The sequence below is a fragment of the Pseudomonas guariconensis genome (assembly GCF_900102675.1).
Taxonomy (GTDB): Bacteria; Pseudomonadota; Gammaproteobacteria; order Pseudomonadales; family Pseudomonadaceae; genus Aquipseudomonas; species Aquipseudomonas guariconensis.
The window spans coordinates 255,773-282,056 of sequence record NZ_FMYX01000007.1; the positions used below are offsets into that span (position 1 = coordinate 255,773).

Genomic DNA, 26,284 nt, shown 5'->3' on the forward strand with positions numbered 1-26,284 from the left:
TTTGCGTGTGGTTGGCGTTCATCCGGACTTTCAGGATTCTTCGACGACGTGAATAACAACAAGCCTTTCCTGCGTTTGCCTTCCCTCGCGCTGGCCCTGGCGATCAGTGCCGCCACGGCCAATGCCTACGCCGAACAAACGCCGGCGACGATCCAAATCCAGGCTCAGCCCCTGGCTTCGGCCTTGAGCCAGTTGGGGCAACAGACCAACCTGCAATTGTTCTTCAGCCCTGAACTGGTGGCGGGCAAGCAGGCCCCGGCGGTCTCGGGAAATCTTGCGCCGGAGCAGGCGCTGCAACAATTATTGCAAGGCAGTGGGCTGACCTATGAGCTGTCCCAGGGCACCGTGGTGGTCAAGCCGGCCGAGAGCGCAGGCGTGTTGACCACCGGCAGCCTTGAGCTGGCGCCCACCGACGTCAAAGTGGTCGGCGACTGGCTGGGGGATGCCCAGCAGAGCGTGGTACAGAACCATCCCGGCGCGCGCACCGTGGTGCGTCGTGAGGCCATGGTGGAAAAGGGCGCGATGAACGTACGCGACGTGCTGCGCGGCATCCCCGGTGTGCAGGTCCAGGATTCCAATGGCACCGGTGGCAGCGACCTGTCGCTCAACGTGGGTGTGCGCGGACTGACATCACGCCTGTCGCCGCGCTCGACGGTGTTGATCGACGGTATCCCCGCCGCGTTCGCGCCCTATGGCCAGCCACAGCTGTCCATGGCGCCAATTTCCTCGGGCAACCTCGACAGCATCGATGTGGTTCGCGGCGCAGGCTCCGTGCGCTATGGCCCGCAGAACGTCGGCGGGGTGATCAACTTCGTGACCCGTGCCATCCCGGAGAAAGCTTCGGGTGAGTTGTCCACAACGCTGGAAACCTCTCGCCATGGCGGCTGGAAACACACCGAGTCGGCATTTGTCGGCGGCACTGCCGATAACGGCATGGGTGTGGCATTGCTCTATACCGGCGTGAACGGCAACGGTTACCGCAGCAGCAACAATGGCAATGACATCGACGACGTCATCCTCAAGACCCACTGGGCGCCCACCGACAGCGACGAGTTCTGGCTCAACTTCCATTACTACGATGGTCGGGCCGACATGCCCGGTGGCCTGACCCAGGCGCAGTTCGACCAAGACCCCTTCCAGTCGGTGCGCGACTACGACTACTTCGCCGGCCGTCGCAAGGACGTGTCGTTCAAGTGGCAGCGTCAGCTCGACGAGGCCACCCAGTTCGAAGTGCTGACCTATTACACCGACAGCTTCCGCGGCAGCTCCATCGCCGACCGCACCATGAAGACCCTGTCGTCGTACCCGCGCAATTACCATACCTTCGCCATCGAGCCGCGCCTGTCGCGGATCTTCTTCGCCGGCCCTACCACCCAGGAAGTCAGCGTCGGCTATCGCTACCTGAAGGAAGCCATGCGCGAGCAGTCTTCGCAGCTGGCGCTGATCGACAACGTGCCGACGCCGGTCCCGGGTTCCGACGGCCATGTCATCCAGGACCGCAGCGGGGGCACCGAAGCCAGTGCCTACTACATCGACGACAAGATCGACGTCGGCAACTGGACCATCACCCCCGGCATCCGCTTCGAGCACATCAATACCGACTGGCGCGACCGCCCGGTGCTGGATGGAGACTACCAGCGCGTCCCTGAGAAAAACCGCAGTGTCACCAGCAACGAACCCCTGCCAGCATTGAGCGTGATGTATCACCTGTCCGATGCCTGGAAGCTGTTCGCCAACTACGAGACCTCTTTCGGCAGCCTGCAGTACTTCCAGCTTGGGCAAGGTGGTAAAGGCGACAGCACCGCCAATGGCCTGGAGCCGGAAAAGGCCAAGACCTACGAGATCGGCACGCGTTATGACGATGGCCATTTCGCGGGCGAGCTGACCGCGTTCTACATCGACTTCGACGACGAGCTGCAATACATCAGCAACGAGGTCGGCTGGACCAACCTGGGGGCGACCAAGCACCAGGGCATCGAAGCTGCCGTGCGTTATGACCTGTCCGGGTTGGATGCACGCCTGCAAGGGCTGACGGCCAATGCAGGCTACACCTATACCCGCGCCACCTATGAAGGCGAGATCCCTGGCTTCAAAGGTCGTGACCTGCCGTTCTACTCCCGCCAGGTGGCCACGGCGGGGCTGCGCTACGAGATGAACCGCTGGACCTGGAATCTGGATGCTTATGCCCAGTCCAAGCAGCGCTCGCCAGGCACGGGGATCACCAATGGCCAGTTCAACGGCAACTACATCACCGAGCCGAGTGCCGATGGACGGTTCGGCGATATTCCGGGTTATGTCACCTGGCATGCCCGTGGTGGGTATGACTTCGGACCGCAGCTATCGAACCTGAAGCTGGCGGCGGGCGTGAAGAACCTCTTCGACAAGCAGTACTACACCCGCTCCAGCGACAACAACGCCGGGCTCTATGTGGGGGAGCCGCGCACCTTCTATGTGCAGGCCAGTGTAGGGTTCTGACACCAGTGGTGCCTGATTCGCAGGTAAATCCGCTCCTGCAAATACAACGCTATTGGCTGTAGGAGCGGGTTTACCCGCGAAGCGGTCGGCACAACCGACACGCCTATTAGAGGGCGACAACCGCCTCTGCCGGCGAAACGATACTGGTCTTGCCCCCACGCGAACGCCCCGAACTCAGGTAGGCCGCAATGGACTCCTGGGTCACCTCGCCTAGGAACACCTGCTCGGCATCGAGCACCGGCAACCAGGCACGATTGAACTCATACATCCGCGACAGGAGGATGCGCAGGTGTTCGTCGTGGGCTGCGGTGGCGTTGAACGGGCGCAGGAAATCGCCACAGCTCCCTTGCTGGCGATGCAGGTCGCGCCTGCGCACGTATCCCAACGCCCGGTTCTGCGCATCGGTGACCACCACGTAGCGGCGGTCATGCTCGTCCATCAGCTCCAGGGCATCGCTCACGGGCGTCTCGGGGCTCAGGGACGGGGCGTTGTCTGCGGCATCCTCGGCACGGACCAGCAACAGGCGCTTCAAGGTGCTGTCCTGGCCGACGAAATTGCTCACGAAGTCATCCACCGGATGGGCCAGCAAGGTGTCCGGGTGGTCGAGCTGCAGCAGTTTGCCGGCGCGGAAGATGGCGATCTTGTCGCCCAGCTTGATCGCCTCGTCGATGTCATGGCTGACCATGATCACGGTCTTGTTCAGCGCCCGTTGCATCTCGAAGAACTCGTTCTGGATCATCTCGCGATTGATCGGGTCGACCGCGCCGAAAGGCTCATCCATCAGCAACACCGGTGCCTCGGCGGCCAAGGCACGGATCACGCCGATCCGCTGTTGCTGGCCGCCCGAAAGTTCACGCGGGTAGCGCTGCAGGTACTGCTTGGGCTCGAGCTTGATCATGTGCATCAGCTCGCGGGCGCGCTCGTGACATCTTTGCTTGTCCCAGCCCAGCAAGCGCGGGACGACTGTGATGTTTTCCTCGATGGTCATGTTCGGGAACAGGCCGATCTGCTGGATCACGTAGCCAATGTGGCGGCGCAGGGTCACCTCGTCTAGGGCGCTGGTGTCCTCGCCGTTGATCAATACCTGGCCGCTGGTCGGTGTGATCAGGCGGTTGATCATTTTCAGGGTTGTGCTCTTGCCGCAGCCCGAGGGGCCGAGAAACACGCAGATTTCGCCTTCGTTGACGGTGAGGCTGACCGCGTCGACGGCTTTGACGTCCTTGCCGTTGACGTTGAAGGTCTTGCTGAGGTTCTTCAGTTCGATCATGGACGCAGTCCTTCCGGAGTCAGGGCACGTTGCAGGGTTTGCAGAAGCAGGTCGGCGATGATCGCCAGCAGGCTGACCAGCACGGCGCCGACCAGCAGCATGGACATGTCGCTGCGGCTGATGGAGGTGAGGATGAGTACACCCAGGCCGCCGGCGCCGATGGTGGCGGCGATGGTCATCACGCCGATGTTCATCACCACGGCGGTGCGCACGCCGGCGAGAATCACCGGCACCGCGATGGGCAACTCGACCATGCGCAGGCGCTGGCCGAAGGTCATGCCGATGCCGCGCGCCGCTTCACGGATGCCAGGTTCGACATTGGTCAGGGCCAGATAGGTGTTACGCATGATCGGCAGCAGCGAATAAAGGAATACCGCCGTGATCGCGGGCAATGGCCCCAGGCCCTGGCCGAACTTGGAGTAGAACGGCAGCAGCAGGCCGAACAGGGCGATCGAAGGGACGGTCAGCAGCACCGTGGCGCTGGCCTGCAGGGGGCCAGCCAAGGATGGGAAGCGGGTCATCAAGACCCCCAAGGGCACCCCGACCAAGATCGCCAGGCCCACGGCCACGCCCACCAGGGTGATGTGCTGGCCGGTCAGGTGCAGCACTTGGAACCAGTCCAGATGCGTGAACGTATCGAGCAGGTTCATGGCTGTACCTCGCTGATCGGGTGCTCGCGCAGAAATGCCGCGGCCACGGTCGCCGGGCTCTGGTGCTCGACATCGACCTTGGCGTTGAGTGCACGCATGGTCTGGTCGTCGAGCAGCTCGGCCAGAGGCTTGAGCAGGTCGGCCAGGCGCGGGTTGGCGTCGAGCGTCTGTTGGCGCACCACCGGGGCGGCGGTGTAGTCGGGGAAGTAGTGTTTATCGTCTTCGAGCAGCTTGAGGTTGAACGCGTTCAGGCGCCCGTCGGTGGTGTACACCAGGCCGGCGAAGACTTGGTTATTGCGCATCGCGGTATAGACCAAGCCGCCGTCCATCTGCCGAATGTTGCGCCGGTCGAGCGGCAGGTCATACAACTCGCGCAGCCCCACCAAGCCGTCCGGCCGATTGGCGAACTCGGTGTCCAGTGCCACCAGGTGGTTGCGCTCATGCTCGTCGCGCAGCACCCGCTGCAACTGACTGATGGTGTTGAGCTGCGGGTAAGCCTTGGCCACGGCTTGGGGCAGGCCCAGGGCATAGGTGTTGCTGAATTTCGACGGGGTTAGCCAGACCAGGCCCTTCTCGGCGTCCAGTGCCTTGACCCTGGCGTAGGTGGCCTCGGCGCTGGGCATGCGTTCGTCGATGTGGTTGTAGGAGACCAGCGAAACCCCGGTGTATTCCCACATCAGGTCGAGTTGGCCGGTTTCCTGGGCCTGGCGTGCAATGTTGCTGCCCAGGCCTTCGGTGACGCGCACGGTGTAGCCGTTGGCGCGCAGGTATTGGGCGGTGATTTCAGCGAGCACGGTCTGTTCGGTGAAGACCCGCGCGCCGATGCGAATCAGCGGTTTTTCCGCGGCCTGGGAGAGCCCTGCGAATAGCATGGCCGCGCCCAGGAGCAAGGCGATTTTCTTGTTCATTGGTTCCCTCTTTTTATTGGGACAGGCCGCGTTCCAGCCAGCGCTTGCTGGAAAGGCTCACCAAGGCATCGAGCGCCAGTGCCAGCAAGGCCGTGCAGGCTGCGCCCAGCAACAGTTGCGGCTGGTTGTTCAGGGCGATGCCGGGGAAGATCAGGCTGCCCAGGCTGTTGGCGCCGATCAGGAAGGCCAGGGGGGCCGTGCCCACGTTCAGCGCCAGGGCCACGCGCACACCGCCGACGATGATCGGCACAGCGTTGGGCAGCTCTACCTGCCAAAGTTGCTGGCGCGCGGTCATGCCGATGCCGGTGGCCGCTTCCTTGAGTGAGGCGGGGACGTTCTTCAGGCCTTCGTAGGTGTTGCGCACGATGGGCAGGAGGGAGGCGAGGAACAGGGCGAAGATCGCAGGGCCTGCGCCGATGCCCAGGACACTCAGGGCAATGGCCAGGACGGCCAGGGGAGGGATGGTGTTGCCAACGTTGAACAGCTGCATGAAGCGCTCGGCCTTGTCGACCCTGTGCGGTCGACTCAAGGCAATGCCGGCTGGGATACCCACGGCTAACGCCGCCGCCATCGAAGCCAGCACCAGCACCAGGTGCGCTTGCAGATAGAACCAAAGGTCTTCGCGATAACGCGCGAAGGTATCGATGCCGATCCAGTGGACCAGCAGGGCCAGGATGACGAGCACGGCGGCCCATCCCAACAGCCCTTTGCCATAGCGTTCAGCCACAGGCGGACTCCTTTTCAGTCGGCGAACACACTCCCGTGGCGGGCGCCATACCTGGCGCCAGGCAGTGTGGTCGCGAGTAGCAGCGTGACGCACTGAAGACAGGCGGTCACGCCATGAGCCGAACCCCGTCGGGCCCGAAATGCAGATGAAACACGCCCTGAACCGAGGCGGGTTGCAGGGGAGTGGACGTCTCCGAGGCGTTAAAGGTTCCCATCTGAAGAGGCGTTTGGCCAGTGTTAATCACTGGCTCTTCAGAAAAATCACGCGATAAAAAAGCGTGGATAGCACGTGGAGGCGTTGAAGTACCTGCTATTCGGCGGTTTGCCGTACGGCGACTTGGCTGGGCAATTTTCTTGTTATTCGCTTGAATCGAGGCTCTCGGCGGAACACTTGAGCTTGAACCGCATATGGCTGGGCATGCACTGGTCACGCTTGAAGGCTCTCTGCGACACCGGCGACTCGCAAGATTCAAAGCTGATGCCCAATGGCCTCAGGCGGGTTTTGGCCCTGCTCCGACTTCAGGTATGATATTGCCCCTTTTTGATCCCAAGTCAGGCGATTTCCCATGACCAACCAGGCCGCCGAAGTCGCGAAGCGCCGCACTTTCGCCATCATTTCCCACCCCGACGCCGGTAAGACCACCATCACCGAGAAGCTCCTGCTGATGGGCAAGGCCATTGCCGTCGCCGGTACCGTGAAGTCGCGCAAGTCCGACCGCCACGCCACCTCCGACTGGATGGAAATGGAGAAGCAGCGCGGCATCTCCATCACCACCTCGGTGATGCAGTTCCCCTACCGCGAGCACATGATCAACCTGCTCGACACCCCCGGCCACGAGGACTTCTCCGAAGATACCTACCGCACCCTGACCGCGGTCGACTCGGCGCTGATGGTGCTCGACGGCGGTAAAGGTGTAGAGCCGCGGACCATCGCCCTGATGGATGTCTGCCGCCTGCGCGACACGCCGATCGTCAGCTTCATCAACAAACTCGACCGTGACATCCGCGACCCGATCGAACTGCTCGACGAGATCGAGGCGGTCCTGAAGATCAAGGCTGCGCCGATTACCTGGCCGATCGGTTGCTACCGCGACTTCAAGGGTGTGTACCACCTCACCGGCGACTATATCGTGGTCTATACCCCGGGTCATGGTCATGAGCGCACCGAAGCCAAGATCATCCAGAAGCTGGACTCCGACGAGGCCCGTGCGCACCTGGGCGACCAGTACGATTCGTTCGTCGAGCAGCTGGAACTGGTGCAGGGCGCCTGCCATGAGTTCAACCAGGACGAGTTCATCAACGGTCAGCTGACCCCGGTGTTCTTCGGTACCGCCCTTGGCAACTTCGGTGTCGACCATGTGCTCGATGCAGTTGTCGATTGGGCACCGCGTCCGCTGGGCCGCGTGGCGCACGAGCGTACCGTCGAGCCTGTGGAAGAGAAGTTCACCGGCTTCGTGTTCAAGATCCAGGCGAACATGGACCCGAAACACCGCGACCGCATCGCCTTCATGCGGATCTGCTCGGGCAAGTACGAAAAAGGCATGAAGATGCGCCACGTGCGCCTGGGCAAGGACCTGCGCATCGGCGATGCGCTGACGTTCTTCTCCTCCGAGCGTGAACAGCTCGAGGAAGCCTATGCCGGCGACATCATCGGCCTGCACAACCATGGCACCATCCAGATCGGCGACACCTTCACCGAAGGCGAGGCGCTGGGCTTCACGGGTATTCCGCACTTCGCCCCGGAACTGTTCCGCCGCGTGCGCCTGAAGGACCCGCTCAAGTCCAAGCAACTGCGCCAGGGCCTGCAACAGCTGGCCGAAGAAGGCGCGACCCAGGTGTTCTTCCCCGAGCGCAGCAACGACATCATCCTCGGCGCCGTGGGTGTGCTGCAGTTCGATGTGGTCGCCAGCCGCCTGAAGGAAGAGTACAAGGTCGAATGTGCCTACGAGCCCATCACCGTCTGGTCGGCGCGCTGGATCAGCTGCGACGACAAGAAGAAGCTCGAGGAATTCCAGAACAAGGCCATGGAGAACCTGGCCATCGACGGTGGCGGTCACCTGACCTACCTGGCGCCGACCCGGGTGAACCTATCGTTGATGGAAGAGCGCTGGCCGGACATCAAGTTCCGCGCCACTCGCGAGCATCACTAAAGAGCAGCGGCAAGCTACCAGCAGCAAGCTTCAAGCGGCGCGAGCCTGAACGGGCTCCGTTCTTCTTGCCGCTTGCCGCTTGCCGCTGACGACTGTCAGTTGCCTGCTTTGATACTGGTCCAGATCCGTGTACGGATGCGGTCGATCTTCGCCGGCATCGCCTCCAGGGCATACAGCTTGCCCAGCACCTCGTCACTCGGGTAGATCATGCTGTTGGCCTTGAGTTTCGGGTCCACCAGGCTGTCTGCCTTCAAGTTGCCGTTGGCGTACTGCACATAGTCGCTGATATTGGCCATCACCTCTGGCTGCAACAGGTAGTTCATGTAGGCGTAGCCGGCTTTTTCGTCCGGTGCGTCGGCGGGCATGGCGACCATGTCGAACCACAGCGGCGCCCCTTCCTTGGGTATCGAGTAGCCCACCTTCACCCCATTGTTCGCCTCTTCGGCGCGGTTCTTCGCCTGCAGCACATCCCCCGAGAAACCTACCACCACGCAGACATCGCCGTTGGCCAGGTCGCCGGTGTACTTGGATGAGTGGAAGTAGCTGATGTACGGCCGCACCTGCATCAACAGCGCCTTGGCTTTGTCGTAATCGGCCGGGTTCTGGCTGTGGTGCGGCAGGCCCAGGTAGTGCAGGGCGATCGGTAGCAGCTCCGGGCCGTTGTCCAGCACGGCAACGCCGCAGCTTTTGAGTTTGGAAATGTTCTCGGGCTTGAAGATCAGGTCCCAGGAATCCACCGGCGCATTGTCGCCCAGTACCGCCTTGACCTTGTCGATGTTGTAGCCAATGCCCGTGCTGCCCCAGAGGTAGGGGAAGCCATAGCGATTGCCCGGGTCGTTCACCTCCAGCGCCTTGAGCAGCACCGGGTTGAGGTTATGCCAGTTGGGCAACTGGCTCTTGTCCAGCGGCTTGAGGGCTTTGCCCTGGATCTGCCGGGCCATGAAGTGGTTGGAGGGGAACACCACGTCGTAGCCGGAGTTGCCCGTCATCAGCTTGCCGTCGAGGGTCTCGTTGCTGTCGAACACGTCATAGGTCGGCTGGATGCCGGTGGCCTGCTGGAACTGCTTGAGGGTGTCGGGGGCGATGTAGCTGGACCAGTTGTAGATCTTCACCGAGTCGGCGGCGTTGGCCACGCAGGTGGCGAGCATCAGAGGGGCGAGCAGGAGGGTGCGCATGTCCGGTATACCTTGCTGTGCTTGTTGTTATCGAAGGGCGGCAGGCGATCGTCGGATCAGAAAATCAGAACGTAGGTCTTGCGCACTGTTTCCTGGATATCCCAGGTGCCGGTGCTGTTGGCCGGCAGCATCAGGGCGTCGCCGGCTTCGATGAGCAAGGGCTCGCCACCGTCGGGGGTGAAGGTGCAGCGGCCCTTGATGAAATGGCAGAACTCCTGCTGCACGATCTGCCGCCGCCAGCGCCCCGGGGTGCACTCCCAGATGCCGGTTTCGACGCCGTCGTTGCGCTCGACGCAGGTCACGGAGGTGACCGCGACCGGCTCGCCGAGAGGGACGGCGACAGGACTGGTGTTTTCCAGGGTGACGCTGCCCGTGTGCTTGAACTGGGTGATGCTCATGACCTTGGATCCTGTGTGTTGGTTTGGGTTGAATCAGCGCATGAAGCCTTCCATGAAGTCGGCAAGCGTGCTGGCCAGGCGCCTTCGCCAAGGAGCGCTGCCGGGCTGGGCGAGGGTCTGGTCCTCGTGCACGAAGCTTCGGATGATCGCGTTGTAGCCCAGCCAGCGGCAGGGCTCGGGCGGCCAGCTGGCCAGGCTCGACAGCGGGCGGTTGTCGTACACCCAAGGCTGCGCGGTCAGGGCGTTGTGCTGGCCGAGTATCAGCGCGGCCAGGGTGCGTCCGCCCAGGTTGGTGGCGCCGACGCCTTCGCCGCCATAGCCGCCCGACAGCGCAATGCCGCGCTGGCGATCGCACAGCATGTGCGGGTGGAAGCGCCGGGCCATGCCCAGGTTGCCGCCCCAGGAATGGGTGATGCGCACGTCCTTGAGCTGTGGGAACAGGTCGCCGAACAGGTAGCGGCGCAGGGCGATCTCGCTGTCGGTAAGGCTGAAGTCTTCCCGCAGCCGGCCGCCGAAGCGGTAGCCGCCACGAGCACCGAATACCAGGCGGTTGTCGGCGGTGCGTTGGCCATAGGTGACTTGGCGGCTGCCCTCGCTGAAGGCCTGGCCCTGATCCAGGCCGATCTGTGCCCAGGTCGATTCAGGCAGGGGTTCGGTGGCCACCAGCAGGCTCTGCACGGGCAACTGATGACGTCCCAGCGGCGGCAGACTGGCGGCGTAGCCTTCCACGGCTGGCACGATCCACTGGCTGCGGATCGTCGCCTGGGGCGTACGTACCTCGCCGGTTCGCCAGTCGATGGCCGGGGTGTTCTCGTAGATCGGTACGCCCAGGCGTTCGACCGCACGGGCCAGGCCGCGCACGAGTTTGGCCGGCTGGAGGGTAGCGACATGCGGGCTGAAGATCGCGCCATAGGCATTGCTCACCCGCAGTTGGCCATTCAACGCCTCAGGCCCCAGCCAGCGGTAGTCGTCTTCATTCATGCCTTGGCGATAGAGGTCATCCAGGTAGGCACGCAGACTGCGTTCCTGCTCCGGGTAACGGGCGGCGCAATAGAGCACGCCGCCTTTGCGGTAGTCGCAGTCGATGCCTTCGCGTTGCAGGACGCTGTGGACCTCGTTGGGGATGTCATGCAGCAAATCGGTGCTGGCGCGGCGTTGCTGGGGCGAGAGGGTGGCGAGCATCCGGTCCTCGCCCAGCAGGTTGCCCATCAGCCAGCCGCCATTACGACCCGAGGCGCCGTAACCTGCGATATTGGCGTCGATCATCGCGACGTTCAGTTGTGGCGCCTGGCGCTTGAGGTAATAGGCGGTCCATAGGCCTGTGTAGCCGGCGCCGATGATGCATACATCCACCTCCAGGTCCTGGTCCAGGGCCGGGCGGGCGCAGAGTGGCTCCTCGAGCTGGTCCATCCAAAGGCTGATCGTACGCCAGGCTTGCATCGGGTTCGGCTCCACATCCGTAAAGGTCTGCGGGCGATCCTAGTGGCGTGTGGGGAGGGTTGTCTTACGTGCGTGCACGCAGGGAAATCTGCTTCACATAGGCCTTGGGCGACAAACCGGTGTGCTCGCGGAAGCACTTGTAGAACGCCGACAGCGAATTGAAACCCGCGGCAAAGGCCAGATCGTCGACCGGGGTTGTCGCGTGCTGGGCGTCGAGGCTGGCCAACAGATGTTGCAGGCGGGCCTGGTTGACGTAACGGTAGAAGCTTTGGCCGAGCACCTGGTTGAGCAGGTAGGAAATCTGATTACGGCTGTAGCCGCTGTGGTCGGCGACCTGTTGCAGGTCCAGCTCCGGGTCAAGGTAGGGGCGCTGTCGCTGAAAGTAGTGCTCCAGGTCCTGGGCCATGGTGGAGAGCTGGCGCGGTGAAAGGCCCAGGCGGCTGGTGGCCGAACGCGGGTTGGCGCGGCGGGCGACTTGGGCATCACGACGCACCAAGGTGGCGTATTCGTTGATACGCCAGATCAGCCCATCCTTGACGGTGATCGCCTCGCTGGCCTGGAACGCCACCAATCCGTCACCACCCTGGACCGTGACTTCGTACTGGATGAATGCCGTGCAGCCGTCCACGCGGATGCGGTCGCTGTGTACGATGTCTTCGCCGACCTGGTGGGGCAGCGAGGCGCGAACGTAATCGCGCAGCTCATCGATGCCGAGCACGCGGTTCTGGAAGAAGTCGTGGTATTGGATGTCGGGGTGGTACAGCGCCATGACACCGTCGAGGTCGCGGTGCTTCCAGCACAGGTGGTAGCGCAACACGGTGTCGGCGGTGAGCGGGGTTTGCTCGGGGCCGTCGGGGAGGGTAGTGGCGGTCATGGACACTGATAGTGCATTGCAGAACACCCTGGCGCAAGGCTGCGGATCCGGCATATTGCACGGTGTTGCCAAGCGGCTTGTCGGCTAAACCGTTGATTACGCTGAGGGTGATTTTTCAGTGAGGCTGGCATGGGCACTGCAGCTGTCTTTTCACCAACGAACGGGAGAAAGGCCATGCGCTCGATACTGCTTTGGATGATTGGGGTGCCGATTCCGGTGATCATTTTGATCTGGTTCTTCATGCATTGAGGCACAGGGCCACTGTGCGGCCTGTTCACGGCTAACCCGCTTCCACAAGGAGCGATGATCCTGGTGGAAGCGGGTTTACCCGCGAACAGGTCTAGACCGATCTAGAGAAACTGCTCGGCGTAGTGGCAGGCCACCTGCCGCGTACCCACTTGTCTCAACGCTGGTATTTCTTTGGCGCAGCGCTCGGTGGCATACGGGCAGCGCTTGTGGAACGCACAGCCGTCCGGTGGATTGAGTGGGTTGGGCAGCTCACCGGCGATACGGATCTTCGGCTTGAGTGGATCGGGGTGAATCGCCGGAGTCGCCGACAGCAGCGCCTGGGTATAAGGGTGCAGGGGCTTCTCGTAGATATCCTCCTTCGGTCCCATCTCCGCCGGTCGTCCCAGGTACATCACCAGCACCTGGTCGGCCACGTGTCGCACTACCGCCAAGTTGTGGGAGATGAACACGTAGGCGGTGTTGAACTCCTTCTGCAGGTCCATGAACAGGTTCAGCACCTGTGCCTGGATCGACACGTCGAGGGCCGACGTCGGCTCGTCGGCCACCAGTACTTTCGGCTGCAGCATCATCGCCCGGGCCAGGGCGATGCGCTGGCGCTGGCCACCGGAGAACATGTGCGGATAGCGCTGGTAGTGCTCCGGACGCAGGCCGACCTGCTCCATCATCTTCTGCACTTTCTCGCGGCGTTCGGTCTTGCTCAGCGAGGTGTTGATCAGCAGGGGTTCTGCGAGTTGGTCACCGATCTTCTGCCGCGGGTTGAGCGAGGCGTAAGGGCTCTGGAAGACCATCTGCACGTCGCGGCGCAGTTGCTTGCGCTCAGCCTTGCTGGCGCCTTTGACCTCCGTTCCGGCGATCTGCAGGGAGCCGGAGGACGGCTCCTCGATCAGCGTCAGGGCTCGGGCCAGGGTGGACTTGCCGCAGCCGGACTCGCCGACCACGGCAAGGGTCTTGCCGGCCTCCAGTTCGAATGACACGCCATTGAGGGCGCGCACCAGCGCATGGCCCTTGAACAGGCCGCGGGAGACTTCGTAATGGCGGGTCAGCTCACGGGCGGATAGGACGACGGTCATCACGCCACCTCCTGGTTCAGCGGATAGAAGCAACGCACCAGGCTATGGGCCTGGGGATCGAGGGGCGGACGCTGCTGGCGGCAGTTTTCCTGCACATAGGGGCAGCGCGGCGACAACAGACAGCCCTTGGGCCGGTCGTAACGCCCTGGCACGATGCCTGGCAGCGTGGCCAGGCGCTCGGCCCCGATGCTGTGCTCGGGGATGGCAGCCAGCAAGGCCTCGCTGTAGGGGTGAGCGGGGACGTCGAACAGCTCCGGCACCTGGCCCACTTCCACGGCTTGGCCGGCATACATCACGCATACGCGCTTTGCGGTCTCGGCCACCACGGCCAGGTCGTGAGTGATGAGAATGAGCGCCATGTTGCGCTCTTTCTGCAGGTTCACCAGCAGTTCCATGATCTGCGCCTGGATGGTCACATCCAGCGCCGTGGTCGGTTCGTCGGCAATCAGCAGCTTAGGTTCGCCGGCAATTGCCATGGCGATCGCCACACGTTGGCTCATGCCGCCGGAGAGCTGGTGGGGATAGGCGTCCAGACGGCTTTCGGCAGCCGGGATCTCGACTTTCTTGAGCAGCTCCAGGGCCCGCTGTCGAGCGGCCTTGCCCTTCAGGCCCAAGTGCTGGCGCAGGACTTCCTCGATCTGGTAGCCCACGGTGTAGCTGGGATTCAGGGCGGTCATCGGGTCCTGGAAGACCATGGCGATGTCCTTGCCCACGACCTTGCGCCGTTGCCGGCCGCTCAGCTTGAGCATGTCGGTGCCGTCGAAATTGAGCACGTCGGCGGTGATGCGCCCGGGGGCGTCGATCAGGCCCATCAGGGCCATCATGGTCACCGACTTGCCGGAGCCGGACTCGCCGACGATGGCGAGGATTTCGCCGGCGTCCACCGCAAGGTCCAGGCCGTCCACCACGGGTACGGCGTTGGCGTCGCCGAAGCGCACGTTCAGGTTGTTGATCTGCAACAGTGACATGGCGTTCTCCTCAGGCGGCGTTCTTGAGTTTCGGGTCCAGCGCATCGCGCAGGCCGTCGCCCATCAGGTTGATTGCCAACACACTGAGCAGGATCGTCAGGCCCGGCAGGCTCACCACCCACCAGGCGCGCTCGATGTAGTCGCGGGCCGAGGCCAGCATGGTGCCCCATTCGGGCGTCGGCGGCTGCACGCCCAGGCCCAGGAAGCCCAGGGCGGCGGCGTCGAGGATCGCCGAGGAGAAGCTCAAGGTGGCCTGTACGATCAGCGGCGCCATGCAGTTGGGCAGCACGGTGACGAACATCAGGCGCGGCAGGCCGGCACCGGCCAGACGTGCGGCGGTGACGTAGTCACGGTTCAGCTCGCCCATCACCGCCGCGCGGGTCAGGCGTACGTAGGAGGGCAGCGAGACGATGGCGATGGCGATCACGGTGTTGATCAGGCCAGGGCCGAGGATGGCGACGATGGCCACGGCCAGCAGCAGCGATGGCAGCGCCAGCATCACGTCCATCAGGCGCATGATCGAAGGGCCGAGGATCTGCGGGAAGAATCCGGCCAGCAGGCCCAGCAGGATGCCAGGGATCAGCGACATCACCACTGACGACAGGCCGATCAGCAGCGACAGCCGCGCGCCCTGGATCAGGCGTGAAAGCAGGTCCCGGCCGAGCTCGTCGGTGCCGAGGATGAACTGCCAGGTACCGCCTTCGAGCCACACCGGCGGGGTGAGCAGGAAGTCGCGGTATTGTTCGCTCGGGTTGTGCGGCGCGATCCAGGGGGCGAACAGTGCGCAGAACACGATCAGGCACATGAAGGCAAGGCCGGCCACGGCGCCTTTGTTGCGCGAGAACGCCTGCCAGAATTCCTTGTACGGGGAAGGGTAGAGCAGGCTCTGGTCCACTGGGCTGGCCGGTGTGACGGATTTTGGAATAGGGCTAGTCATGGCTTGGGCCTCAGCGCTGATGACGGATGCGTGGGTTGGCCAGGCCGTAGAGGATGTCCACGACGAAGTTGACCAGGATCACCAGGCAGGCGATGAGCAGGATGCCGTTCTGGACCACGGGGTAGTCACGGGCGCCGATGGCTTCGATCAGCCACTTGCCGATGCCCGGCCAGGAGAAGATGGTTTCGGTAAGCACGGCACCGGCGAGCAAGGTGCCGACCTGCAGGCCGAATACCGTCAGCACCGGGATCAGTGCGTTGCGCAGGCCGTGGATGAACACCACGCGGCTGGGCGACAGGCCCTTGGCGCGGGCGGTGCGGATGTAGTCTTCGCGCAGGACTTCGAGCATTGAAGAGCGGGTCATGCGGGCGATCACTGCCAGGGGGATGGTGCCCAGCACGATGGCCGGCAGGATCAGGTGCATGACGGCGTCCTTGAACGCGCCTTCCTCGTCGCTGAGCAATGTGTCGATCAACATGAAGCCGGTTTTCGGCTCGATGTCGTAGAGCAGGTCGATCCGCCCTGAGACCGGCGTCCAGCCAAGGCTCACCGAGAAGAACATGATCAGGATCAGGCCCCACCAGAAAATCGGCATGGAGTAGCCGGCCAGCGAGACGCCCATGACCCCGTGGTCGAACAGCGAGCCGCGCTTGAGCGCGGCGATCACCCCGGCCAACAAGCCAACGATGCCAGCGAACAGCAAGGCGGCGAAGGCCAGTTCGAGGGTGGCGGGGAACAGGGTGAGAAATTCGTTCCACACGCTCTCACGCGTGCGCAGGGACTCGCCCAGGTCGCCCTGGGCCAGCTTGCCGATGTAATCCACGTACTGCACCGGCAGCGGTTTGTTCAGGCCCAGGCGCTCCATGGCCTGGGCGTGCATTTCAGGGTCGACCCTGCGTTCGCCCATCATCACTTCCACCGGGTCGCCGGGGATCAGGCGTATGAGCGCGAAGGTCAGCAGGGTGATGCCGAAGAAGGTCGGAATCAGCAAGCCGAGGCGCCGGGCAATAAAACTCAACATCGTCGGGTGTACCTCATTAAGCCGGTCAGGCGGTGCCGCCGGTTCCCGTGTGGGTCGCCGGCGGTCGTTGTTGTTGTGTTACTTCACCTTGGTGGTGGCGAAGTTGTTGTTGGTCAGAGGGTTGATCACGTAACCCTCCACGTTGTCACGCATGGCGGTGAACATCTTGGGATGGGCCATGTTGATCCAGGGTTGGTCGTCATCGTACACCCTCATGGCCTCGGCATAGACCCATCCGCGCTCTTCATCCTTGGTGATCGTGCGTGCGCGGGTGATCAGATCCTGGAACGTCTTGTTGCACCAGCGGGCGTAGTTCTCACCGTTCTTTGCAGCCTCGCAGCTGAGCAACGGGCCGAGGAAGTTGTCCGGGTCACCGTTGTCGCTGGCCCAGCCGGCAGACACCAGGTCGGCTTCACCGGCTTTGGCACGGCGCAGCATTTCGGCCCATTCCATCACCCGGATGTCCAGCTTGATGCCGATCTGGGCCAGGTCCGCCTGGAGCATCTCGGCGGAGAGCCGCGGGTTGGGGTTGGTTGGCCCGCCACCGTTGCGGGTGAAGAGGCTCATCACGGTCCCCTCCGGCACGCCAGCTTCCTTCAACAGCGCTCGGGCCTTGTCCAGGTCGCGTGGCGGATTCTGGATCGTCACGTTGTTGCCCAACATGGTATGCGGGTACGGATTGACCGCCTCGGTCGCGTTGCCTTTGCCGAACAGCTGGTCAATGTGATGCTGACGGTCGAAGGCCATATTGAGGGCTTTGCGCACCCGTACGTCATTCAGGTACTTGTGCTCTGTGTTCATGGCGATGTAACCGGTGACCAGCGCCTCGATCTCGGCAACCTTGAGTTTCGGATCGGCCTTGATCGCCGGCACGTCGTCCGGCTTTGGATACAGGGCGATCTGACACTCGTTGGCACGCAGCTTTTGCAGACGCACGTTGCTGTCGGTGGCGATGGCGAAGATCAACGCGTCTGCCGGTGGTTTGCCCCGGAAGTAATCCGGGTTGGGCTTGTAGCGAACCTGGGCGTCCTTGTTGTAGCGCTGGAAGATGAACGGCCCGGTGCCGATCGGCTTGCTGTTGAGCTCGCCAGTCTTGCCGGCCTTGAGCAACTGGTCGCCGTACTCGGCGGAGTAGATCGAGGTGAAGGCCATGGCCATGTCGCGCAGGAAGGGGGCTTCCGGACGGGTCAGGGTGATCACCACGGTGTGGTCGTCGGTCTTGCTTACCGACTTGAGCAAGTCCTTGAAGGCCATGCTCTCGAAGTAGGGATAGCCGACGCTGGTCTTGTCGTGCCAGGGATGCTTCGGGTCAAGCTGGCGGTTGAGGCTCCAAAGCACGTCATCGGCATTGAAGTCGCGTGTGGGTTTGAAGTACGGGGTGGTGTGGAACTTGACGCCTTCGCGCAGGTGGAAGGTGTAGGTCAGCCCGTCCGGGCTGATGTCCCAGCTTTTGGCCAGCGCCGGCTGGATATCGGTGGTACCGGGCTTGAAGTCGACCAGGCGATTGAAGAGCGTCTCGGCCGAGGCGTCGGCGGTGACCGCGGTGGTGTACTGGACGATGTCGAAGCCTTCCGGGCTCGCCTCGGTGCACACCACCAACGGCTTGGCCGCGAGCTGGGTCGCGGCGCCGAGAAGGACGGCCGCCAGGGCGGCACGTAATGGTAGCGATGTCATGAAACCTCCCTGCAGATTGTTCCAGCGTAGCGCTTCGGCCCGCACAAGGCGGGCCGGCGCGGGGGTCAGAGGATGTTGAATGGAATGGTGGTGACGATACGCAGCTCGTCCAGGCTACCGTCGGCCTGGGCTTTGCTGGCGCGGTGCGCGGTGTAGGTGGCGCGGATGCTGGTGTCTTTCAGCGGACCGCTCTGCACGGCGTAGCTGGTACCGATGCCCCACTCGTAGTGGGTCTCGCCATCCATGCCTTTGACGTCGTAGGCATCGCCCCGGTAGTGGGTGCCGTCGATACCCCAGCCACGGGCGTTGTAGACGTTGAACTTCAAGCCCGGCACGCCATAGGGGGCCATGTTCAGCACGTAGGAGATCTGCAGGGACTTCTCGTTGGGGCCGTTGAAGTCCGACAGCAGCGAGTTGGCCAGGTAGATGCCGTTGGTTTCGTGCAGGTAGTCGAAGTACTCGTTGCCGTTGACCTGTTGCCAGGAGGCGCTGAGCGTGTGGGCCTGATGGGTGAGGCCGAACGACAGGCTGTAGGTGTCGTTGTCGATCTCGCCCATCTTCTTGCTGCCGGTATCCACGGTCTTGTAGTAGTTCAGGCCCGTGGTCAGGCTCAGCACCGCGCTGTCGCCCAGCACGTGGTTGGCGCCGAAATAGTACTGGTTCCAGAAGTCGTCGACCTTGGTGGCGTAGAGGCTGGTGGAGAGGCTCTTGAACGGCTGGTAGTTGACCCCGGCGGTGCTGGCACGGTCGGTTTCCACGCCATTGCCATACTCGCTGCGGAACTTGCTCAAGCTCTGCTCGGTACGGGGCGAGACGCGGTCGAAGGTGCCCAGGTCGAACGACAGGTTGTCGAATTCGGCGCTGTGCAGGAATGCACCCTGGAAGCTCGACGGCAACGCGCGGTTGCCGATGTAGGAAATCATCGGCGTGTCCACCGACTGACGGCCCACGGTAAGGGTACTGTTGGATACCCGTGCCTTGACGTTGCCCAAGCCCATCTTGCTCCACTGGCCGATCACGTCGCCATCGCTGTGGGTCAGCGTGCGGTTGTTCGGCCCGGCCACCGCGGCGCGGCCACGCTCGAGGGCGATGGCGTTGTAGCCGGCGGCTTCGACAGCGAAGCCCACGGTGCCTTGGGTGAAGCCTGAGCTGTAGTTCAGGATGGTGCCCTGCACCCAGTTGTCACGGCTGTGAGTCCGGTGCAGAGTGCCGTCGCTCTTGTAGTACCTGAACAGCGGTGCGCGGGTGGCGCGTTCGCGGGCGTACCAGTTGCGCGTGCTACCGGTCAGGCTCTGGCCTTCGAGAAAGCCTGTGGCCTCGGCCTGCTCGCTGCTGGATTTGAGGGTGACCGGGACGAAGTCCTGGCTGACGGGTTCGGCCTGGGCTGTGGCGGACAATGCGCCTAACGACAGGGCCAGTGCGGTAAAGGTTGTACGTCTCAAGGTGAAGCTCCCTTTCTATTTCTAGTTATTCCCGCGCCTTGTGGGCTGGGGGTTTTGCTGCGGTGTTGCCAGGGGTGCCGCGGGATCGCCGGGCAGAGTCGGGGGCGTTGTGCTGGCGGTGCCGGTCTGTTCATGGATAAACCCGCTGCCGCAGGGGCGGTGATCAGTGCGGGAGCGGGTTTACTCGCGAAGAGAGGGGCTAATCAGTCAACACTCACACCGGAAAAGTCGTTGCGTCCAAAGGGGCTGACGCGAAAGTCCTTGACCTTGGCGCTGATCGGCTGGTTGACCGTGGAGTGGGCCACCGGGGTGATCGGCACCTGTTGCTTGAGACGTTGCTGGGCTTGCTGATAGAGCCGGGTGCGCTGCTCGCGGTCGGTGACCTGCTTGGCCTGCTTGACCAGCGTGTCGTACTCACGGTCGCACCACAGGGAGTAGTTGTTGCTGCCGATGGCATCGCAGCTGTACAGAGTCCCCAGCCAGTTGTCCGGGTCGCCGTTGTCGCCGGTCCAACCGATCAGGGCGATGTCGTGCTCGCCGTTTTTCATGCGCTTGAGGTATTCCCCCCATTCGTAACTGACGATCCTGGCCTTGATGCCGACCTTGGCCCAGTCGGCTTGGAGCATCTCGGCCATCAGCTTGGCATTGGGGTTGTAGGGCCGCTGTACCGGCATGGCCCACAGGGTCACTTCGGTGCCCTCCTTGACGCCGGCGGCCTGGAGCAGTTCGCGGGCTTTGGCCGGGTTGAAACCTGCGTCCTTGATGGTTTTGTCATAGGACCACTGAGTCGGCGGCATGGCGTTGACCGCCGCCTGGCCGGAGTCTTGGTACACGGCCTGGATGATCGCCTGCTTGTTCACGGCCATGTCCATGGCCTGGCGTACCTCGAGGCGATCGAAGGGCGGATGCTGGGTGTTGTAGGCGATATAGCCAAGGTTGAAGCCCGGCTTGTGCAGCACGCTCAGCTTGCTGTCGGCCTTGATCGCCGGCAGGTCGGCGGGGCGGGGGTGCAAGGTGACCTGGCATTCGTTGCGGCGGAGTTTCTGGATGCGTACCGAAGGGTCGATGTTGATGGAGAACACTAAGTTGTCGAGCTTGACCTGCTCCGGCGCCCAATAGGCCGGGTTGCCCTTGTAGCGAATCTGCGAATCCTTCTGGTAACGCTGGAACACGAACGGGCCGGTGCCGATCGGCTTTTGGTTGATGTCGCTGGCGCGACCTTCGGCCAGCAGGTGGTCGGCGTATTCGGCGGAGAGGATCGAGGCGAAGCTCATGGCGAGGTTCTGGATGAACGCGGCATCGACACTGTTGAGGGTGAACACCACCGTCAGCGGGCCGGTCTTTTCGACCTTGGCGATGTTCTTGTCCAGCCCCATGCTGACGAAGTAGGGGAACTCGGTGGGGTAGGCCTTGCGGAAGGGGTGTCGTTTGTCGAGCATGCGATTGAAGGTGAACAGCACGTCGTCGGCGCTGAAATCACGGCTTGGCGTGAAGTCCTTGTTGCCATGGAACTTGACGCCTTCGCGCAGGTGGAAGGTGTAGCGCATGCCATCCTCGGAGATCTCCCAGAAGGTCGCCAGCGCCGGATGCACGGCAGTGCCGCCTCGCTCGAATTCGACCAGGCGGTTGTAGATCGGCTCGGCGGCATCGTTGTCGGTAGCGCTGGTGTACTGGGCGGTGTCGAAGCCGGCCGGGCTGCCTTCGGAACAGAACACCAGGTTCTTGGCGAGCAGGTCGGGGGCCTGGGTCATCAGGCCGAGGCCAAGCAGGGTGCCGAGGAGAGTGATGGGGCGCATGGCTAGTCCTTTTGCATCTGTCGTGCCGCAACTTTGTAGGAATCGCGGCAACAGGAATCCGATCCCGCTGCGGGTGGCATCGGGAGGGCGCTTGTTTCTGGGGGGCGCTCGTGGCGCGGAATGTCACCGTGGGCGCTCAGGCCCACGGCGCAGGGGCTGGCCCTATTTCTCCACGCTGACGCCGTAGAAGGAGTTCAGGCCGAACGGGCTGATCTTGAAGTCCTTCACCTTGTCGCTCATCGGCTGATAGACAGTGGAGTGAGCGATCGGCGTGATCGGCACTTGCTCCTTGAGGATGTGTTGCGCTTTTTGATACAGCTCGGTGCGCTTGGCCTGGTCGGAAGTGGCCTTGGCCTGCTTGATCAGGTCGTCGTAGGGCTTGTAGCACCACTTGGAGAAGTTGTTCCCATCCATGGCATCGCAGCCGTAGAGGGTACCCAGCCAGTTGTCGGGGTCACCGTTGTCGCCGCTCCAGCCGATCAGCATGGCGCCTTGCTCGCCGCCTTTGGAACGCTTGATGTACTCGCCCCACTCGTAGCTGACGATCTTGGCCTTGATGCCGATCTTGGCCCAGTCGGACTGGAGCATTTCGGCCATCAACTTGGCGTTGGGGTTGTAGGGGCGCTGCACGGGCATGGCCCACAGGGTGATCTCGGTGCCTTCCTTGATGCCGGCTTCCTTGAGCAGTTGCTTGGCTTTCTCCGGGTCGTACTTGGCATCCTTGATGGAGGTGTCGTAGGACCACTGCGTCGGCGGCATGGCGTTGACCGCCAGTTGGCCTGCGCCCTGGTACACCGATTCGATGATCTGCTGCTTGTTCACCGCCATGTCCAGTGCCTGGCGAACCTTCAGCTGGGACAGGGGGTTGGCTTCGTTGCTGCCCTTGATCTTGTCCATCACGTTGTAGGCGATGTAGCCAAGGTTGAAGCCGGCCTGTTCAGGCATTTGAAGTTTCGGATCTTTCTTCAGCGGCTCGATATCGGCAGGGCGTGGGAACAGAGTGACCTGGCACTCGTTCTTCTTGAGCTTCTGCATGCGTACCGAGGCGTCGGTACTGATGGCGAAGATCAGGTTGTCGATCTTCACGTCATCGGGGTTCCAGTAGTCCTTGTTGCCCTTGAAACGGATCTGGGCGTCCTTCTGGTACTTGCTGAACACGAACGGGCCGGTGCCGATCGGTTTCTGGTTGATGTCGGCGGCCTTGCCCTGCTTGAGCAACTGGTCGGCGTACTCGGCGGACTGGATCGAGGCGAAGCTCATGGCCAGGTTCTGGATGAAGGCGGCGTCCACCTCGTTGAGGGTGAAGCGTACGGTGTGATCGTCGACCTTTTCGAGACGGGCGATGTTCTTGTCCATGCCCATGTCGGTGAAGTAGGGGAATTCGGTGGGGTAGGCTTTGCGGAACGGATGGTTCTTGTCGAGCATGCGGTTGAAGGTGAACAGCACGTCGTCGGCGTTGAACTCGCGGGTCGGCTTGAAGAAGTCGGTGGTGTGGAACTTGACGCCTTCGCGCAGGTGGAAGGTGTAGGTCTTGCCGTCGTCGGAGACGTCCCACTTGGTTGCCAGCCCCGGAATGACCGCGGTGCCGCCGCGCTCGAACTGGGTCAGGCGATTGAAGACGGTTTCGGCCGAGGCGTCGAAGTCGGTTCCTGTGGTGTATTGGCCCGGGTCGAAGCCTGCGGGGCTGCCTTCGGAGCAGAACACCAGGTTGGTCGCGGCTAGCGCGGAGGGTGCGCCGGCGAGCAAGCCTGCGCTGACCAGGAACGGAATGACTGCGTGTTTGAGCATGGTGGCCTCATTGTTGTCATTTTTCGATTGAGGCGGCCTCGTGAGCCGACCTGCGGATACTAATGCAGGGTAGATCGCCAATGCAACAGGCAGAGGGATAGTTGACGTCAAAATTGTGGGACTAACGTACATGGATGTCGCATCCATGTAATTTTCATGAAAGTTGAACGTTTGCGCTGGTTTTTTGCAGGCAATTTGCCAGATGTTTTTCAACTTTGAAGTCAATAGGAAAGCAGCTATAGCGCTGTAGGAATGAGGCTTGAAACTGTCAGTTCTGGAAATGACATCAAAGCGACGGGCATTGCACCCGTCGCTTCGGTTCACTGAGGTCGATCAGGGCATCTGGACTTCGATCAGGCCATCGGCGTTCATGCTGACTTCGCTGGTACCGGCTTCGATGTCCGGCGCGGGAGCGGCTTCATCGGCTGCCATGGCCTTCATGGCCATCGGCGCGCTGCGCAGGTAGGGGCGTGGGTAGCCGCTGCTGTTGAGGTTCAGGCTGACCACTTTGTAGCCTTTGCCGCCGAGGGCTTCGGTGGCCAACTGGGCGCGTGCCTTGAAGGCGTCGACGGCCTCCTTGAGCAGGGCGTCCTCGTTTCTCTTGCGGGTGGCTTGGGCAATGGAGAAGTCCATGCCGCCCATTTTCAGGTCTTGGAGCAGTTCCCCGGTGAGTTTGGACAGGGCTGGGAAGTCGGCGCTTTCCAGGCGCAGTTCGGCGCGTTCGCGCCAGCCAGTGATCTTCTGGCCTTTGCTGTCATAGACCGGGTAGCTGTTGCGGCTACCCTGGCTGATCTTCACGTCCTTGACCTGGCGTGCCTGCTGCACGGCTTTGTTCATGGTCTCGGTGATTTCCTTGGCCAGCTTGCCTGGGTCGTTGTTCTGGGCTTCGCTGTACAGGGTTACGACCATCAAGTCGCGCGCCACTTCCTTGGTGACTTCGGCGCGCAGCGATACCTGGTTGTAGCGCGGCGCATCGTCCGCCAACGCCGGCAGGCTGGCCAGCAGGCCACAGGACAGGATCAGCGCGGTGCCACGACGGGGGATGTGCATGTAGGACTCCTTGGCAAATAAAGGCGCGGGCATTGTCCATCCCGCGCATGGCCCATCAGACCGGGAACAGTGTAGTGGGTTCCTAAATGCCATCATTAACCTGTGACAAAGTGTGGCGCTTTGCCGCATCGCTGCAGCGGGGCGCCTGGCTTCGGTATACTCCGGTCGATTTTCCTGGAGCACTCATCAGGAGAGCTCATGCTCGCTGCCGCACATCCGCTGTCCGCTACGCGCCAGAACCTCTGGCGTCTGACCTTCATCCGTATCCTGGTCCTGGCCGCCCAGGCTGGCTCCGTTGGCGTGGCCTACTGGACCGAACTGGTCCCGCTGCCCTGGCTGTCGCTGGCTATCACACTGGCCTTGTCGTCGTTGCTGTGTGCCTTCACCGCCTTGCGCCTGCGCTTGTCGTTGCCGGTCACCGAACTCGAGTATGCCCTGCAGCTGGCCTGTGACCTGCTGATCCACAGTGCCTTGCTGTACTACTCCGGCGGCTCGACCAACCCGTTCGTTTCCTACTACCTGGTACCGCTGGCGATCGCCGCGGTGACCTTGCCATGGATCTATTCGCTGGTGCTGTCTGGCATTGCTCTGGTGGCCTATAGCCTGCTGCTGGTGCAGTTCTACCCGCTCGAGACCCTGCCCATGGCGCGGGAAAAGATGCAGGTCTATGGCATGTGGTTGAGCATCGCCTTGGCGGCCGGCGTGATCACGTTCTTCGCCGCACGCATGGCTGAAGAGCTTCGTCGCCAGGAGAAACTGCGCGCCGATCGCCGCGAGGAGAGCCTTCGAGACGAGCAACTGCTCGCCGTGGCCACCCAGGCCGCCGGGGCCGCCCATGAACTGGGCACGCCTCTGGCGACCATGAGCGTGCTGCTCAATGAAATGCGTCAGGACCACACAGACCCGCAATTGCAGGAAGACCTGGAGATCCTTCAGGACCAGGTCAAGCTGTGCAAGGAGACCTTGCAGCAACTGGTCCGCGCCGCCGAAGCCAACCGTCGTCTGAGCGTGGTCGAGCAGGAGGTGACCGCCTGGCTGGATGAAGCGCTCAACCGCTGGCACCTGATGCGCCCGGAGGCCACCTACCGCTTCCAGCGCCTGCGCGATGGCCAGGTTCCGCGTCTGACGCCCCCCCCGGACTTGACCCAGGCCTTGCTCAATCTGCTTAACAACGCCGCCGATGCCTGCCCCGAGGATCTGGAAGTGCGCCTGGACTGGAACGCCCAGGACATCATCATCACGATCCGCGATCACGGCCCTGGCGTTCCCGTCGCCATCGCCGAGGCGATCGGTAAACCCTTCTTTACCACCAAGGGCAAAGGCTTCGGCCTGGGCCTGTTCCTGAGCAAGGCCAGCGTGACCCGTGCTGGCGGCTCGGTGAAACTCTATAGTCATGAACAGGGCGGCACCCTCACCGAGCTGCGCCTGCCCCATGGCAAGCGAGGAGATGAACGATGAGCGAAGAAAACCTGGTCGAAGGCGAAGAGCTGCCGCACTTGTTGCTGGTGGACGACGACGCCACCTTCACCCGCGTCATGGCGCGCGCCATGAGCCGTCGCGGTTTCCGCGTGAGCACCGCCTCCTCGGCCGAGGAGGGGTTGGTGCTGGCCAAGCAGGACGTGCCTGATTACGCGACCCTAGACCTCAAGATGGACGGCGATTCCGGGCTGGCGCTGCTGCCCAAGCTGCTGGAGCTGGACCCTGAAATGCGGGTGTTGATCCTGACGGGTTATTCGAGCATCGCCACCGCGGTTGAGGCTATCAAGCGCGGTGCCTGCAACTATCTGTGCAAGCCGGCGGACGCCGATGATGTGTTGGCGGCGCTGTTGTCCGAGCATGCGGATCTGGATTCGCTGGTGCCGGAGAACCCGATGTCGGTGGATCGCCTGCAGTGGGAGCATATCCAGCGGGTGTTGGCCGAGCATGACGGGAACATATCCGCGACGGCGCGGGCCCTTGGGATGCATCGGCGCACGTTGCAGCGTAAGTTGCAGAAGCGGCCTGTGCGGCGGTGAGGCTTTGTGGTTTGTGGTTGTGGGTTTTGAGGTTTGTGGGCTTATCCGTTTTATTTGTCGACGGTTAATCACCTTTCCGCCTTTACGGCGGGTCACTTTTGGTCTTGGCCAAAAGTAACCAAAAGCCGCGCGCCCCTGCATCCGGCCCGGCGCTTCGCACCGGGTTCCCTCGCTGCGGTGTCTTACGGGGCCTCGCGGCCTCCGGCTGGCT

The 26,284-nt window shown here is 62.6% G+C and carries 21 protein-coding genes; 4 read left to right on the forward strand and 17 right to left on the reverse strand.

From position 1 onward, the window contains the following. Positions 1-48 precede the first annotated feature (48 nt). A complete protein-coding gene (locus BLS27_RS14220) occupies positions 49-2,475 on the forward strand; it encodes a TonB-dependent siderophore receptor (protein WP_090345295.1) in 2,427 nt (808 codons plus the stop codon). Positions 2,476-2,581: 106 nt separating this feature from the next. Here the strand turns inward: BLS27_RS14220 and BLS27_RS14225 are convergent, their stop codons facing one another. From BLS27_RS14225 to BLS27_RS14240, 4 genes are read right to left on the reverse strand one after another with little or no spacing between them, the layout of a single operon-like run. Then, positions 2,582-3,742, reverse strand: a complete 1,161-nt coding sequence (locus BLS27_RS14225; protein WP_090345298.1) for an osmoprotectant ABC transporter ATP-binding protein OsmV — start codon at positions 3,740-3,742, stop codon at positions 2,582-2,584. Next, positions 3,739-4,392 (reverse strand): ABC transporter permease, encoded by a 654-nt coding sequence (locus BLS27_RS14230; RefSeq protein WP_043208136.1) that lies wholly within the window; start codon positions 4,390-4,392, stop codon positions 3,739-3,741. Before BLS27_RS14230 ends, BLS27_RS14225 begins: the two co-directional genes overlap by 4 nt. After that, positions 4,389-5,300, reverse strand: a complete 912-nt coding sequence (locus BLS27_RS14235) for a glycine betaine ABC transporter substrate-binding protein (protein WP_043208137.1) — start codon at positions 5,298-5,300, stop codon at positions 4,389-4,391. The genes BLS27_RS14230 and BLS27_RS14235 overlap by 4 nt, the downstream gene beginning before the upstream one ends. Positions 5,301-5,313: 13 nt before the next feature. Beyond that, positions 5,314-6,027, reverse strand: a complete 714-nt coding sequence (locus tag BLS27_RS14240) for an ABC transporter permease (protein WP_043208139.1) — start codon at positions 6,025-6,027, stop codon at positions 5,314-5,316. Between the two features lie 565 nt (positions 6,028-6,592). On the opposite strand from BLS27_RS14240, the gene BLS27_RS14250 reads away from it, so the two are divergent. Continuing rightward, complete coding sequence (locus BLS27_RS14250) at positions 6,593-8,176, forward strand: peptide chain release factor 3 (protein WP_043208143.1); 1,584 nt, start codon at positions 6,593-6,595, stop codon at positions 8,174-8,176. A 95-nt stretch (positions 8,177-8,271) separates the two neighbouring features. On the opposite strand, the gene BLS27_RS14255 is transcribed toward BLS27_RS14250, so the two are convergent. The 13 genes from BLS27_RS14255 to BLS27_RS14315 all read right to left on the reverse strand — a co-directional run bounded on the left by BLS27_RS14255 (position 8,272) and on the right by BLS27_RS14315 (position 24,058). Next, positions 8,272-9,351, reverse strand: coding sequence for a polyamine ABC transporter substrate-binding protein (locus tag BLS27_RS14255; RefSeq protein WP_043208145.1), 1,080 nt, complete (start codon positions 9,349-9,351; stop codon positions 8,272-8,274). Between the two features lie 56 nt (positions 9,352-9,407). Continuing rightward, positions 9,408-9,749: a cupin domain-containing protein gene (locus tag BLS27_RS14260; protein WP_090345302.1), complete on the reverse strand. Its 342-nt coding sequence runs from the start codon at positions 9,747-9,749 to the stop codon at positions 9,408-9,410. Positions 9,750-9,782: 33 nt separating this feature from the next. Further along, on the reverse strand, positions 9,783-11,189 hold the full coding sequence (locus BLS27_RS14265; RefSeq protein ID WP_090345304.1) for an NAD(P)/FAD-dependent oxidoreductase: 1,407 nt from the start codon (positions 11,187-11,189) through the stop codon (positions 9,783-9,785). Between the two features lie 64 nt (positions 11,190-11,253). Beyond that, positions 11,254-12,063 (reverse strand): AraC family transcriptional regulator, encoded by an 810-nt coding sequence (locus BLS27_RS14270; RefSeq protein WP_090345306.1) that lies wholly within the window; start codon positions 12,061-12,063, stop codon positions 11,254-11,256. Between the two features lie 350 nt (positions 12,064-12,413). Then, entirely contained in the window at positions 12,414-13,382 is a 969-nt protein-coding gene (locus BLS27_RS14275; protein ID WP_043208153.1) for a peptide ABC transporter ATP-binding protein, read from the reverse strand. Then, a complete protein-coding gene (locus BLS27_RS14280) occupies positions 13,382-14,350 on the reverse strand; it encodes an ABC transporter ATP-binding protein (protein WP_043208155.1) in 969 nt (322 codons plus the stop codon). Before BLS27_RS14280 ends, BLS27_RS14275 begins: the two co-directional genes overlap by 1 nt. A gap of 10 nt (positions 14,351-14,360) precedes the next feature. Continuing rightward, entirely contained in the window at positions 14,361-15,287 is a 927-nt protein-coding gene (locus BLS27_RS14285; protein WP_043208158.1) for an ABC transporter permease subunit, read from the reverse strand. Between the two features lie 10 nt (positions 15,288-15,297). Continuing rightward, positions 15,298-16,308 carry an ABC transporter permease subunit gene (locus BLS27_RS14290; RefSeq protein ID WP_043208159.1) on the reverse strand — a complete coding sequence of 337 codons (1,011 nt, stop codon included), beginning with the start codon at positions 16,306-16,308 and terminating at the stop codon, positions 15,298-15,300. Between the two features lie 78 nt (positions 16,309-16,386). Next, on the reverse strand, positions 16,387-17,982 hold the full coding sequence (locus BLS27_RS14295) for an ABC transporter substrate-binding protein (RefSeq protein WP_043208161.1): 1,596 nt from the start codon (positions 17,980-17,982) through the stop codon (positions 16,387-16,389). A gap of 65 nt (positions 17,983-18,047) precedes the next feature. Beyond that, positions 18,048-19,424, reverse strand: a complete 1,377-nt coding sequence (locus tag BLS27_RS14300) for an OprD family porin (protein WP_043208163.1) — start codon at positions 19,422-19,424, stop codon at positions 18,048-18,050. A 203-nt stretch (positions 19,425-19,627) separates the two neighbouring features. Further along, the gene (locus BLS27_RS14305; RefSeq protein WP_090345308.1) at positions 19,628-21,220 is read right to left on the reverse strand and encodes an ABC transporter substrate-binding protein; all 1,593 of its coding nucleotides are present in this window, start codon (positions 21,218-21,220) and stop codon (positions 19,628-19,630) included. A gap of 162 nt (positions 21,221-21,382) precedes the next feature. Further along, positions 21,383-23,008, reverse strand: a complete 1,626-nt coding sequence (locus BLS27_RS14310) for an ABC transporter substrate-binding protein (protein WP_090345310.1) — start codon at positions 23,006-23,008, stop codon at positions 21,383-21,385. A gap of 333 nt (positions 23,009-23,341) precedes the next feature. Next, positions 23,342-24,058 (reverse strand): SIMPL domain-containing protein, encoded by a 717-nt coding sequence (locus tag BLS27_RS14315; RefSeq protein WP_090345312.1) that lies wholly within the window; start codon positions 24,056-24,058, stop codon positions 23,342-23,344. Positions 24,059-24,256: 198 nt separating this feature from the next. On the opposite strand from BLS27_RS14315, the gene BLS27_RS14320 reads away from it, so the two are divergent. Together BLS27_RS14320 and BLS27_RS14325 are read left to right on the forward strand one after the other, a co-directional pair. Further along, positions 24,257-25,516 (forward strand): ATP-binding protein, encoded by a 1,260-nt coding sequence (locus BLS27_RS14320; protein ID WP_070577091.1) that lies wholly within the window; start codon positions 24,257-24,259, stop codon positions 25,514-25,516. Then, entirely contained in the window at positions 25,513-26,073 is a 561-nt protein-coding gene (locus BLS27_RS14325) for a response regulator transcription factor (protein WP_070093026.1), read from the forward strand. The genes BLS27_RS14320 and BLS27_RS14325 overlap by 4 nt, the downstream gene beginning before the upstream one ends. Positions 26,074-26,284: the final 211 nt, after the last annotated feature.